The 12,722-nt window shown below is 47.5% G+C and carries 12 protein-coding genes; 8 read left to right on the top strand and 4 right to left on the bottom strand.

Annotation, left to right across the window (positions count from 1 at the left end; translation table 11 throughout):
- The first annotated feature begins 107 nt into the window (after nt 1–107).
- The 4 genes from AC4IE7_RS06155 to minE all read left to right on the top strand — a co-directional run bounded on the left by AC4IE7_RS06155 (nt 108) and on the right by minE (nt 3,272).
- Nucleotides 108–794 carry a DUF599 domain-containing protein gene (locus AC4IE7_RS06155; protein ID WP_490775935.1) on the top strand — a complete coding sequence of 229 codons (687 nt, stop codon included), beginning with the start codon at nt 108–110 and terminating at the stop codon, nt 792–794.
- 606 nt (nt 795–1,400) lie between these two features.
- Nucleotides 1,401–2,120, top strand: a complete 720-nt coding sequence (minC, locus tag AC4IE7_RS06150) for a septum site-determining protein MinC (protein WP_490775934.1) — start codon at nt 1,401–1,403, stop codon at nt 2,118–2,120.
- Between the two features lie 67 nt (nt 2,121–2,187).
- The gene (minD, locus tag AC4IE7_RS06145) at nt 2,188–2,997 is read left to right on the top strand and encodes a septum site-determining protein MinD (RefSeq protein ID WP_490775933.1); all 810 of its coding nucleotides are present in this window, start codon (nt 2,188–2,190) and stop codon (nt 2,995–2,997) included.
- 5 nt (nt 2,998–3,002) lie between these two features.
- A complete protein-coding gene (minE, locus tag AC4IE7_RS06140; protein ID WP_490775994.1) occupies nt 3,003–3,272 on the top strand; it encodes a cell division topological specificity factor MinE in 270 nt (89 codons plus the stop codon).
- 132 nt (nt 3,273–3,404) lie between these two features.
- Here minE and AC4IE7_RS06135 read toward each other — a convergent pair whose 3' ends face one another.
- A complete protein-coding gene (locus tag AC4IE7_RS06135; RefSeq protein WP_490775932.1) occupies nt 3,405–4,439 on the bottom strand; it encodes a cytochrome-c peroxidase in 1,035 nt (344 codons plus the stop codon).
- A gap of 249 nt (nt 4,440–4,688) precedes the next feature.
- Between AC4IE7_RS06135 and AC4IE7_RS06130 the strand changes: the two genes are divergently transcribed.
- Nucleotides 4,689–6,641, top strand: coding sequence for a diguanylate cyclase domain-containing protein (locus tag AC4IE7_RS06130; protein ID WP_490775931.1), 1,953 nt, complete (start codon nt 4,689–4,691; stop codon nt 6,639–6,641).
- 71 nt (nt 6,642–6,712) lie between these two features.
- Here AC4IE7_RS06130 and aroE read toward each other — a convergent pair whose 3' ends face one another.
- Complete coding sequence (gene aroE, locus AC4IE7_RS06125; RefSeq protein ID WP_490775930.1) at nt 6,713–7,525, bottom strand: shikimate dehydrogenase; 813 nt, start codon at nt 7,523–7,525, stop codon at nt 6,713–6,715.
- A 5-nt stretch (nt 7,526–7,530) separates the two neighbouring features.
- A complete protein-coding gene (hemB, locus tag AC4IE7_RS06120; RefSeq protein ID WP_490775929.1) occupies nt 7,531–8,544 on the bottom strand; it encodes a porphobilinogen synthase in 1,014 nt (337 codons plus the stop codon).
- A 464-nt stretch (nt 8,545–9,008) separates the two neighbouring features.
- Here hemB and AC4IE7_RS06115 point away from each other — a divergent pair, with 464 nt between their 5' ends.
- On the top strand, nt 9,009–9,374 hold the full coding sequence (locus AC4IE7_RS06115; protein ID WP_490775928.1) for a thioredoxin family protein: 366 nt from the start codon (nt 9,009–9,011) through the stop codon (nt 9,372–9,374).
- A 302-nt stretch (nt 9,375–9,676) separates the two neighbouring features.
- On the opposite strand, the gene tsaC is transcribed toward AC4IE7_RS06115, so the two are convergent.
- Entirely contained in the window at nt 9,677–10,249 is a 573-nt protein-coding gene (gene tsaC, locus AC4IE7_RS06110) for an L-threonylcarbamoyladenylate synthase type 1 TsaC (RefSeq protein WP_490775927.1), read from the bottom strand.
- 182 nt (nt 10,250–10,431) lie between these two features.
- On the opposite strand from tsaC, the gene AC4IE7_RS06105 reads away from it, so the two are divergent.
- Together AC4IE7_RS06105 and AC4IE7_RS06100 are read left to right on the top strand one after the other, a co-directional pair.
- Nucleotides 10,432–11,868 carry a transporter substrate-binding domain-containing protein gene (locus AC4IE7_RS06105; protein ID WP_490775926.1) on the top strand — a complete coding sequence of 479 codons (1,437 nt, stop codon included), beginning with the start codon at nt 10,432–10,434 and terminating at the stop codon, nt 11,866–11,868.
- 119 nt (nt 11,869–11,987) lie between these two features.
- Nucleotides 11,988–12,623, top strand: a complete 636-nt coding sequence (locus tag AC4IE7_RS06100; protein ID WP_490775925.1) for an MlaC/ttg2D family ABC transporter substrate-binding protein — start codon at nt 11,988–11,990, stop codon at nt 12,621–12,623.
- The last annotated feature ends 99 nt before the right edge of the window (nt 12,624–12,722 follow it).

The raw sequence follows: 12,722 nt of genomic DNA, 5'->3' as shown, positions 1-12,722 counted from the left end.
GGGCTGGGGTGACTCAGTCGATATCGATCAAAGGAGTTTAGGGTGGTAGGTACAAACTAGTGAAATCTTGCTAAACTCTGACCGTAAGCCCTCTACGACCCGGTCTTATGATACCTCTACTCGACTTATCTGCTTTTATCTGGTTTATGATCTGCTGGGTAAGTTATACCCGCTATGCCGACCTGCAGGCTCGTGACAATCTTACCCTGATGAGTGTCATGCATGGCTACCGTTTGCAGTGGATGCATGAAATGTTGAAAAGGGATGTACGGATCGTTGATTCAAATATTGTTTTGATCCTTGCAAGAAGCGCGACTTTTCTTGCATCTACAACTATTTTTATCCTGGCTGGGCTTATCGCCATATTAGGGACGATGGATACGGCCATTGAGATAATAGGTGAATTACGCTACGCGGTTCAGAGTTCGCGAGAGATATGGGAGCTGAAGCTGATTGTTCTGCTACTTATTTTTATCTACGCTTTTTTTAAGTTTACCTGGTCAATGCGTCACTTCAACTATCTCTCCATTATGATCGGTGCTGCACCCAGCAGTGATGCACTACCGGAATGGAGTGATACCTTTGCTGAACGAGCTGCCAAGGTAAGTTCAAAGGCGAGCAATACTTTTAACCGTGGTCTTCGTGCTTACTACTTTGGTTTGGCTTTTCTGAGTTGGTTCATACATCCGCTTGTTTTTATTCTTGCTACTCTACTTGTGGTCGGGGTTTTATATCGTCGTGAATTTAAATCAGGGATGCTGCGCGAGTTGGGAGATCCGAAAGATTTTTGCTAGTCGTATCAGCTACGGTGATAGTTAATGATCTGCGGAAGCTTGCAGGCTGTTTTGTGAATTTCCAGCGCGATTTGGAGGGGCAGAGCCCCACCCCACCTTTCCGTATAAACGTAGGGTGGGGCCCTGCCCCACCAGCTTCACTAGAAAGAAAAGTGGCGCTTCTAAGAATTTAAGTGGATTTCTACCAGACACTACCCTGTGTGTCGTAATATTTATGGTCTGAATACTACGTAGTTACAGGTTGATATTCTATTGCTGAGTATCGCCGGTAATCAGGATATGTTAAATGCTGTTCAAATATATTTATTAACAAGATCATTCCAAAATTTTATATTAAAAATTCCATAATCTGAGCTGGTTCACAAGATGTAAGAAACAATAGGGTCGGCAGCTTGAATATCCATTACGATTTGCTGGCTGCCACTGGGTAACCCGTGATTGTTCCTGATTCGTGTTTAATTGGCGAAATATCAACTGAGTTTTCTGAGATGAGTATGCGTCTGATATTTTCAAGACGGATCAGTGGCTGTTATTCGTTAACCTTTTAAAGCGTCAGGTAGCCTGTTTAATGATTGTGAAACATTTCAATATAGAGGTGACTGATCAGTGAGTTCAGATTCACAGACTGCTTATAGTGCAGACGGTAATGTCGAATTGAAGGCAGGATCATTTACACTACTCAAGCTGACGATGTCAGAACTGAATATTGAAGCTATAGATGAGCTGTTATCGGATCGTATCGCAAAAGCGCCGAATTTTTTTCGAAATACACCCATTGTGATAGACCTCAAGTCATCATCTGATGGTGCAAATATAGATAATCTTGCAGTAGCCATAGGTGCGATCCGTGGTTATGGCATGGTTCCTGTTGGTGTTCGTGGTGGTTCTAAAGCCTTTCATGAACAGGCCAGTCTGTTGGAGTTGGCGGTTTTTTCTGAGAAGCGCCGAACTTCTGCCACTTCTCCTGCCAAGTCGACAGCAACTAAGGTGCATAGATCACTTCCTGCAAAAATTGTTGACTCGCCTGTGCGATCTGGGCAGCGTGTCTATGCCCAGGATAGTGATCTGGTTTTACTGGCGCCGGTGAGTAGTGGGGCTGAGGTGGTGGCAGACGGGCATGTCCATGCCTATGCGCCGATTCGGGGTCGGGTGCTTGCAGGTGTCAAAGGGGATAAAAGCGCCTCTATTTTCTGTAAAGATTTAAGGGCTGAGCTGGTGTCAATTGCTGGGCGTTATAAAGTAAGTGATGATCTGTCTCCAAGGCATATGGGGCATTTTGTCTCTGTCTCTCTTCGTGGAGATGCATTTGTATTCAAAGAGATCTGATTGTTTTCTGTGCAAGTTCAAAATGATTATTCGAATCATTATTTTAGAGAATCTTAGGAGTGATTAATTGGCCAGAATTATCGTAGTCACGTCCGGTAAGGGCGGTGTAGGTAAGACGACAACTGCTGCTGCATTGGCTATGGGTCTTGCAGAGAAGGGGCATAGAACCGTAGTTATCGATTTCGATGTTGGTTTGCGGAATTTGGATTTAATAATGGGATGCGAAAGACGGGTTGTCTATGATTTTGTCAATGTCATTCAAGGGGAGGCTCGTCTAAAGCAGACGCTGATCAAGGATAAGCGTAACGATAACCTGTTTATACTGCCTGCATCTCAAACCCGTGATAAAGAAGCCTTAACAAAAGAGGGTGTAGGAAAAGTACTGGATGAACTGTCGGGTGATTTTGATTTCATTATCTGTGATTCGCCAGCAGGTATCGAGATAGGCGCTACTATGGCGATGTACTATGCGGATGACGCGTTTGTTGTAACCAACCCTGAGGTTTCTTCAGTCCGTGACTCAGATCGTATGATTGGAATTCTCTCTAGTAAATCGAGGCGGGCCGAAGAGGATCGAGAACCGATTCGGGAATACCTTTTACTGACCCGTTACTCCCCTGAGCGAGTTCAGCGCGGAGAGATGCTTAGTGTGGAAGATGTTCAGGATATTCTATCCCTCAACCTGATTGGTGTGATACCTGAATCTCAGGCAGTACTTAACGCCTCGAACTCGGGGGTACCGGTTATCATGGATAATGAAAGTACAGCAGGGCAGGCATACAGTGATGTGGTTGCGCGGTATCTCGGTGAACAGTTACCTCACCGGTTTTTGGATATCGAGAAGAAGGGTCTGTTGGGCAGGTTGTTTGGGGGTTAATGGCAATGGGTTTGCTGAACTACTTTAAATCAAAAAAGAGCACCAACTCAGCATCTGTTGCAAGAGAGCGATTGCAGATTTTGGTGGCTCATGACCGGGCTGGACGAGATGCGCCGTCATACCTGCCTCAGTTACAACGGGATATCCTCAAGGTGCTACGTAAATATGTTGCAGTTGAGCCAGGTGCGGTTAATGTTAATGTCGAGCACGATGAGCATCATGAGATACTTGAACTTAATATAGTTCTACCTGAAGGAGAGCGAAAGACAGGATAGGCATAGTTACTCTTTGGTACTATGCCCAGCCTTATCTTTCTGTCTGCCATCCGTTAACTTTTAATCATTATCTTGTTAACGGTTAATCTTTTCTGGCTTCTCTTGATGCATGCAGGTTGTATCAACGTGTGATTATTCGAGTAGATCTCCTGGTGTGGCTGGCAGCCTTGGCATGGTCTGTATAGGGAACTCTCCATTTAAGGTCTCTAAGAAGGCGACGATCTCTTGAACGTCACTATCTGAAAGATCTTTATCAAGTTGCGTTTTACCCATTACCCTTACCGCTTCATTAATTGATTTGACAGTCCCGCTGTGCATATATGGCGCGGTGTAGCGTAAATTCCGCAATGTTGGTACTCGCCACATGTTCTTGTCCGCAATATTTCCAGTAACATTCATGCGGCCAGTGTCATTCATTAATCCATACTTGGTAACATATGAGTTGTTGGTAAAGATCGGAAACTTTTGAAAGAAGCCTTCTCCAGCAGGTAGTGAAGGGCCATTGAAGTTTGCCCCTGAATGGCAACCAGTACAACCCGTGCTGGCGAAAGTCTTCATGCCACGGATCTGTTGTTCATTCATCGCCTTGCCATCACCCCGTACATATTTGTCATAGGAACTGTTAGGTGTGATTAATGTTCTTTCATAGGCGGCAATTGCTTTGGCGATATTGTCAATTGTAATATTATCGCCTGCGCCAAAAACATCATTAAAGTGCGTTTTGTATCCAGGTATTTTGGCAATTCTATCAGCAACTGCATCGAGATCAGACATGCCCATCTCGATGGGATTGGCAGGGGGGCCTTTGGCCTGGTCTTCCAGGCTGGTAGCTCTGCCATCCCAGAATTGAACAGAGTGGAAGGCTGCGTTCCAGACAGATGGGGCGTTTCGTCCACCTGCCTGACCATGCACCCCAATCGATGTGGTGCGGTGATCATCACCACCCTCCATGACATTATGACAGGAGAAGCAGGATACTGTGCCATTGGATGAGAGTCGTGGATCAAAAAAGAGCATCTTACCCAGTTCGACTTTTTCTGGTGTGGTTGGATTGTCTGGCGGTGAAGTTGCTGTTTCCGGTAGCGCCTGCCACTGCTGCGCTATTGCTGAACTGCTGATAAGCAATAAGATTAAGTAAGCTGGGTATCGTTGTTTTGAGTTAAACATGTCGAAGCCTCCAATGCGTCATATCATATTAACTTTTTCACGCTAATAGCCCTGAAGTGTTAAATTCGAATAGGGCTGATAGTAATAGTTAACCTGTCAAGCTGAAATGAAGCTGAAAAAATATTGTTTAATTAATAAATCCTCAAGTCCAATAGATGGTTGCCGATGCCCAATTCAGGCAATTGGAAAAGGATAGAGGCAGTTCGTCTGATTTATAGATTCTATTTATGCTTGCTCGAGGCTAGGTAAGTGAGCCACTTTTGGGCCAATTTGAATGCTGCTTGGCGGGTGCCTTTCATCCGTTATGGCTTGATTGTGTCTGTTGCCGCTGTATTGGCATTTCCAATACTCTCTTCGCACTATCTACAGCCTAAGTTTTCTGATTTATTGATCTCAGTTGTTGAGCGTAATGCAAAGTTATCCGCGGGGCACATGAGCAGTATGCTCGGTCTGTTGGAGCAGCCTGTCAGCTCCAGGAATGTTGACCATGAATTTAGGCATCATATATCGATGTTGGAGAAAGATTATGCGCTATGGAAAGCCAAATTGTTTGACGCCTCAGGAGTGACAGTCTACTCAACGGATAGCAACGATATTGGTCAACAAAACATCTATACCTATTTTCACGAGAAAGTTGCAGTTGGTGAGGTCTATAGCAATCTTGTGAGTAAGCAGGCGAAAACCCTGGAAGGTCAAATCGTCCCTCGGGATGTAGTCGAAATCTATGTGCCTATTATGGATGGCGACGAATTTCTCGGTGCTTTCGAGCTCTACTACGACATAACAGAGGACAATCAGGCGCTGATTGCTCTGATTAGATATGGTACATCGCTAAGCCATGGTCTATCTCTGTCCATAATGATTTTACTGTTGATCATTGCGTTACGGGCAGGCTTTGATGTTCGAAGACGCCAGCAATTTCAGGATCAGCTGGCTGAAGAGGAGATGAAGTTGCGTACCATGACCGATTCAGCTCAGGATGCGATCATTTCAATTAATCACAATGGCGATGTCGAAAGCTGGAATCCAGCTGCGCAACGCATATTCGGCTACCAGGAAGAGAATATCATTGGGCAACCAATTCAACATTTGATCGGTACCCCTCAGCTGAATGAGGGGCAGGTCGGTGGATTGTCCGATTATATCAATAATGGAAAAGGTCGGGTTGTTGGTGCGGTTATTGAGCAGCTGGGGATTAGTAGGGATGGCAGTGAGTTTCCCCTGGAGATGTCGATTGCATCGATGCAGCTTCAGAATCATTGCCACTCAGTTTGTGTTATTCGAGATATCACAAGCAGAAAGCAGGCAGAGCAACAGCTGCGGCTCAGCCATCAGGTTATGGCATCGGCTACAGAGGGAATCATTATCACCGATAGTCATGAACAAATTGTATCTGTGAATAATGCCTTTACTGAGATTACCGGTTATACCTTTGAAGAGGTCAGCGGTAAACATCCAAGTCTACTGAAATCGGGTAAACACCCTGAGGATTTCTACCATAAAATGTGGTCAGAAATTCAAGATAAAGGCTCATGGCGGGGTGAGATCTGGAACAGACGTAAAGATGGTGCTGTTTATGTTGAGTGGCTGGGCATTAGTGCGGTTTATGATCAAAAGGGTGAGCTATCTCACTATGTCGGTATTTTTTCCGATATGACCCAGCGCAAACGTGAGGAGGCGGAACTGGAACGGCTTGCGTTTTATGATCCGTTGACGGGCCTTGCAAATCGGCTCTTGCTTCATGATCGACTGGAACAGTCCTGTAGTTATGCCAAGCGGAATGGTTCAATGGTCGCTGTTCTGTTTCTGGATCTCGATCGATTCAAAGCAGTTAATGATAGCTTTGGGCATGAAGTCGGTGATCAGTTACTGCAGGAGGTATCCAGGCGAATACAGGGAGTGGTTCGTGAAGGTGATACGGTAGCGCGTCTGGGGGGGGATGAGTTTGTCGTTGTATTGCGGGATTTAAAAGATAGCGATGGTGTTACTCTGGTTGCGGAAAAGATAGTCTACGCAATAGATCAGCCTATATATATTCAAGAGAATCACTGTGCGATTGAGGCCAGTATTGGTATTGCCCTCTATCCCAATCATCAAGAGGTCGATAGTTTACTTAAGCTTGCGGATCACGCAATGTACGAAGCTAAGCGAAACAGTAAAACTAAGATCTGTTTTGCTGACTTGGGTGATATTTCTGAATAGTAATTTCGATCACGACCAGATCGTTGTTTTCACGCCAAGCTGACAATTCATGAAATGGTCGAAACCTTGTATCAACGCCGCAATTGGGCAATCACTGGCGGGGTTTCCGGTAAGATGTCTCGCCAGAGCCGGAAGGATTCAGCAGCCTGTTCCACCAGCATGCCTAATCCATCCAATGAGCGGGCGGCATGATGGGCGCGCGCCCAAAGCTGAAAAGGTGTCGCCTGGTTACTGTAGAGCATGTCGTAACACCATCCCCCTTTGGCCAGTATATCATCGGGTATCCGGGGTACCTCTCCTGCAAGTCCAGCCGCAGTGCCGTTGATGATCAGATCGAATTGCATGCCTGCTATCTCTTCCAGGCCGCAGCCTGCGACCTGTCCATAGGGTGCCAGTCCACTGGCCAGTGAATAGGCTTTGCTGGCTGTACGGTTAGCAATAATGATGCGTTTCGGTTTCTCTTCCAGCAGTGGTCGCATTACCCCCCGAACAGCGCCACCGGCACCCAGCATCAGGATGCGTTTGTCAGCCAAACGAAAACCCTGGTTCACTGATAGATCACGGACCAGGCCAACCCCATCGGTGTTGTCACCCCGTAACAGATTGCTGTCCAGGCGAATCAAGGTGTTTACTGCACCCGCGGTATGGGCTCTGTCACTCAGTTCATCAGCCATTCGCCAGGCTTCTTCCTTAAACGGGACTGTGACATTCAATCCACGCCCTCCCTCGGCCAGAAAAGTGCGGACGTCAGCAGCGAAGTTCTGCTTGTCGCCCAGCAGGCGTTCATAGCTTATTGATTCTCCTGTCTGTCTGGCAAAAGCCGCATGTATGTCAGGTGACTTGCTATGCTCTATGGGATTGCCGATTACCGCGTATTTATCCATATGGGCTAGTCTTGTTGCAGCCAAAGGGCGGCCTGCTTTGCAAAGTAGGTGAGTATGCCATCACAGCCAGCCCGTTTAAGGCAGAGCAGAGATTCCATCACAACCGCTTGTTCGTCGAGCCAACCGTTCTGTGCCGCAGCCTTGAGCATGGCGTATTCGCCACTGACCTGATAGACAAATGTGGGTACCTGATAGGTCTCTTTGACCCGGCGCACGATATCCAGGTAGGGCATACCGGGTTTCACCATCACCATGTCAGCCCCTTCCTGAAGGTCGAGTCCTACTTCGTGCAAGGCCTCGTCACTGTTGGCAGGATCCATCTGGTAACTATATTTATTGCCGCCACCCAGGTTTGCAGCTGAGCCAACTGCATCACGGAAGGGGCCGTAGAAGCTGGAAGCGTATTTTGCTGCGTAGGAGAGAATCCTGGTGTGAATATGGCCATGCTCTTCAAGTGCTTCACGAATAGCACCGATTCTTCCATCCATCATATCTGACGGTGCCACCACATCAGCACCCGCATCAGCATGGGAAATAGCCTGCTTTACCAGAACCGCTTTGGTTTCATCATTCATCACATAGCCGGTGTCATCGATAAGGCCATCCTGACCATGGGTGGTGAATGGATCAAGGGCCACGTCGGTAATCACCCCAAGGTCGGGCAGAGCTGCTTTTAGCGCACGCACAGTTCGTTGGGCCAGTCCATCGGGATTGTAGGCTTCACAGGCATCTTCGCTTTTTGCGGAGAGCGGCGTGACAGGGAAGAGGGCCATAGCGGGAATGCCCAGGGCATGAATCTGTTTGGCCTCTTCCAGCAGCAGGTCGATGCTCATGCGCTCAACGCCAGGCATTGAAGGCACTTCCTCTCGCTGCTGCTCGCCTTCTAGAACAAACACCGGATAGATGAAGTCTGCTGGGGTCAAAATGTTTTCACGCATCAAGCGACGGGAGAAGTCATCGCGCCGCATACGTCTCATACGCGTGGCGGGAAATTGGGATCGGCGATAGTGGCTGGACATGATCGATACTCTGTCGGCTTGGGTAAAACCCCTAAGATAACCTATGATCCTGAAAAAATCAGTTGACCGTTCCGTTCTAGGGCCTGTTAACACTAATCCAGCAGGTTCCTGGCTTTTTAGAAAATAGCTTATGATGCCGGTCTGAGTTTACTATCCGCTGAAAATGGCTATTCAGTCACTATCCCCCGGCAGATCTTTTCGTTCATTCACGGCCAGGCTCAAATCAGAGCCAGGTAAGGCCTGCCGACCATTGTGATGTGGGTTTCTGCCAATTCCAGGATACTTTCCTCGTTACCCTCAACCTCTGTAGAATCGGGCTCTCTATCAACCGGCTTGTCAGGTGGCTTTGATTTCGGTTGGAGATAGTGCGGCAGGACTGCACACTTGAATCTATCCTCGGGTAATTACCGCAGATTAACTCTAAATTAGACGACCGGCTGAGATATCCGGAGCAGGCAGTATGTATGAGTAGTAATAAACAACAACCTTCCTATATCTATGCTGTTGATGAGGCATCTTTTGAGGCAAAAGTGATCCAAGCGTCCCATGATCAGCCTGTTCTGGTCGATTTCTGGGCGGAGTGGTGCGCCCCTTGCCTATCCCTGGCTCCTGCTCTGGAGCGGGTGATCATAGAGCATGAAGGTCAACTATCCCTTGCCCAGCTTGAAGTAGATGACAACATGCGTTTGGCGGGACACTATCGATTACGTGGATTCCCGACAGTAATCATTTTTGTGGATGGAAAAGAGATTGGCCGGTTTCATGGTTCCCGGGCCAGTCATTGGATTCGGGAGTGGATCAATGAGCATCTGCAATCTAAAAAAGTATGAGTGGGTGGCCTGCAGCCTGAAGAGGTGAAATAAAATCCTTTGATGAATCGCTTTTTGCAACTGGGCTTAATGGGTAGTATTGAAAATAAGTTATTTATTTCAATTGGTTATGGCGTTTTGGTTGTGTAACCGAAAAAACTGCTCTCTCGATTAAAGTTTTTTCCAGATCCGCCGTCATAAAGGGTAAGTTTTGATGGTTTCGATCCTCCTCCGGCGCTGTTATATATAAGCGCTTTAAGCCCACCCATCCCCCGGGTGGGTTTTTTTTTGTGTCGAATCTGTGTTGGGTTTTCACGCTTAAATCAGGCACGAATCAATGCCTCACTCAGGGCGTCACGAATCACTGTCGGTTTTGTCTGTCCCCCCGTTTTACCATGCAATATAAGGTCTATCCCATCTCCACAGCGAAGATGGACTTCCATTGGGGTTCTGGCAGGGGGGTGTTGACTGATGTTGGCACTGGTGGATACCAGCGGTGTCGCTGCGATTTTACAGAGTGCTGACGCCAGAGGGTGGTCGGTAACCCTTACCGCCAGGGAATTATGACCTCCTGTTAGCCATTTTGGCGTCTTTTCTGAAGCGGGTATGACCCATGTGGTTGGGCCTGGCCAGTGCTGCATCACACGATCCCATACCTTGCTCGGCAGATCCCCCAGATAAGGGTAGAGTGCTTCCGCTCTATCTGCGATAAGAATCAAGCCTTTCTCCATAGGGCGTTGCTTCAACGCCAGTAGCCTCAACACAGCATCACCATCAAGGGGGTGGCATCCCAGGCCAAAAACAGCCTCAGTAGGATAGGCGACCAGCCCTCCCGCATGAATGACCTTTCGTGCCAGCCGAAAGTGCCAGGGATGAAGATATTGATCCGGGTTCAAGATTTATCCACAGAGTTGTAAATTCACCATTGTACGAACTAGGCTCTGTTAACACTAATCCAATCGGCCCTGCTGACCTGACGATTGTCTAATATTCTGTAAATCTATCTTGGCAGAAGGCTCAGTTCATGAAATAGTCTGTAACAGATGGGTAGAGGGTGAGTGAAGCGGTGAGTTCACGGATGTTATTACAGAAGCTTGGTCTGGGCCTTTTAGGGCTATTTCTTGCAGGCCAGGTATGTGCTCAGGTCTCCAGATTTAATCTGGCTGAAAAACAGTGGTTGGATGATCATCAGAACCTGAAAGTGGGTGTGGTTCAGATGACTGCGCCAGTGCTCTATTTCGAAGGTGGTCAGGCGATGGGACTGGCTGCTGACTATCTGCGCGCCTTATCGTCTAAGACCGGGCTGAATCTGGATATTGTTAAGTACAACAATAGTGAGCGCCTGGAGCAGGGGCTTCGAGAAGGTGAAATCGATCTGATAGGGGCTATGGTTCATTCCGCATCCAGCTCTGCCGATCTACATTTTTCCCGTCCCTATCTGAATTTACCAGCTGCGCTCTATGGTAAGGGTAAGATTACCGCCCAGGGCCTTGCCGATATCGCAGGGGGGGAGATCGCGGTGCTTGCCGGAAGTATCTGGGAAGAGGTTCTGCCCCACTACTTGCCTGGACTTCGTGCTAAATCATTCCCGACCCTGGATGCTGCTTTGCAGTCGGTGCTCGATGGTCGCATTCAAGTCTACCTTGGCGATGCAGCCAGTGTTGACCATTTACTGAAAGTTGGACGATTCAATGGGTTAACAGCGAGCCAACGGCTCGACCTGACTCTGGACATTGCATTGGTGACCCATGCATCCACGCCCGTCCTGCACAGTCTACTGCAAAAAGCGATGGATCGACTGAGTGAAGAAGAGATACATGAAATCTGGAATAACTGGCCGGGGATCGAACGTCCTCTACCTTATCAGTCCGGTTTCCTGGTCTATCTGCTCTGGGGTGTATTGCTGATTGCCTGGAGCCTGTTGCTGATGTGGATTGTCAAAAAGCGCTCAAAGCAGGGGCTTGAGCACCATCGTAGTAAGACTCGTCGTTCAATCAAACGATTGAGGCGACGTGAGGAGCTACTTAAACATAAACTGATGCAAATCAAGCACAAATCCAAACGTTACAGGATTCGATCAAAGAAACTGCAGCATCAGATAACATTCATGGAGGAGATTCTGCCGAGTGCCTCCTGGAGTTGGGATCCTGCCAATGGTGACTGTTTTTGGGAGGACGATATGTTCACCCTGACCGGCCTGGAGAAAGATGAATTCAAGCCGACTCTGGAGTCATTTCTGACACTGGTTCATGAGCAGGACAGAGTCTTGTTAGAGCCCCTATTGCAGAAAGAGACGACGGGTTCGAGTAAAATCAGTTATCGGATAGTGTTGCCTGATGGCACTGAAATTCAGCTATTACAGTACAGTCACTTTGAAGGGGCAGCAGAGGAGAGTGATCCCAAGTGGGTATGTATCTGTTGGCGGATCGACAACTATTCAAGTGCTCAGAATCAGCGGCATCTATCTGTTGTGCCTGCTGCTACACCAATTAAGGACGAGAAAGCGGGAGACTGAAGAGGCTGACACACGCTTGGAAATATGATTTCCGGCATGTGGTTTGTGTGGCATTCCCACGCACCTTTCCTAAAATCTGTTGTCTCAACAACCAGCTAAAAATTACGGGATTAAGACCCATGATGAGATTGTTTGCCATTTTACTGCTAACCCTGACGTTCACTGCCAGTCTGCCGGCTGCAGCCAAGGTGACCCCTTCAGAACGGGTTAAAGAGACAGTTAACAGTATCCTTGAGATACTCAAAGATGAAAATCTTGGTAAGACCGAGCGCCGGGAGATGGTGAAGAGCATTGTTCGTTCTCGATTCGACTATGACTCCATGTCCCAGGTGATTTTGGCGACCAACTGGCGCAAGGCAACTGATGAACAACGTCAACAGTTCATCATACTGTTTCGTGAATTACTGGAGCAGACCTACTTTTCGGCCATGGATAGCTACACTAACCAAACTGTACGAATGGGGCGTGAGCGCCTGAAGGGTAAGCTGGCAAACGTACAGACCTATATTGTCGCATCAAATAAAGAGTTGCCGGTGAGCTACAAGCTACGTTACCGCAATGAAGACTGGTACGCTTATGACGTGGCTGTGGATGGAGTGAGTCTTGTCAGTAACTACCGCACTTCGTTTAGAAACCTGGTAAAAACCAAGGGGATGGACGGGTTGCTTGAGGAACTTGCGAAAAAGGTTGCTACACTCAAGTCTCAGAATAAGAAAATTGAAAAAGAAGAGATGCCTGAAGCATCTACAGATTAAGGAACCTCTGAACAATATAGTGCCGAACTGTTTAGCTGATCAAAACATTCCGATCATGTGTGAGAATTCTGCGTAGTAGTCTGCTATTGCTAAGATCCT

Source organism: Candidatus Thiodiazotropha sp. AKAK3 (assembly GCF_058244645.1).
The sequence above is the reverse complement of the archived record's forward strand: the minus strand, read 5'-3'. Positions and strand labels throughout refer to the sequence as shown.

Excerpts from the sequence above, each read along its gene's own strand:
- AC4IE7_RS06155 (WP_490775935.1), top strand. The coding sequence starts at position 108 with ATGATACCTCTACTCGACTTATCTGCTTTTATCTGGTTTATGATCTGC.
- minE (WP_490775994.1), top strand. The coding sequence starts at position 3,003 with ATGGGTTTGCTGAACTACTTTAAATCAAAAAAGAGCACCAACTCAGCA.
- AC4IE7_RS06135 (WP_490775932.1), bottom strand. The coding sequence starts at position 4,439 with ATGTTTAACTCAAAACAACGATACCCAGCTTACTTAATCTTATTGCTT.
- aroE (WP_490775930.1), bottom strand. The coding sequence starts at position 7,525 with ATGGATAAATACGCGGTAATCGGCAATCCCATAGAGCATAGCAAGTCA.
- hemB (WP_490775929.1), bottom strand. The coding sequence starts at position 8,544 with ATGTCCAGCCACTATCGCCGATCCCAATTTCCCGCCACGCGTATGAGA.
- AC4IE7_RS06115 (WP_490775928.1), top strand. The coding sequence starts at position 9,009 with ATGAGTAGTAATAAACAACAACCTTCCTATATCTATGCTGTTGATGAG.
- AC4IE7_RS06105 (WP_490775926.1), top strand. The coding sequence starts at position 10,432 with ATGTTATTACAGAAGCTTGGTCTGGGCCTTTTAGGGCTATTTCTTGCA.
- AC4IE7_RS06100 (WP_490775925.1), top strand. The coding sequence starts at position 11,988 with ATGATGAGATTGTTTGCCATTTTACTGCTAACCCTGACGTTCACTGCC.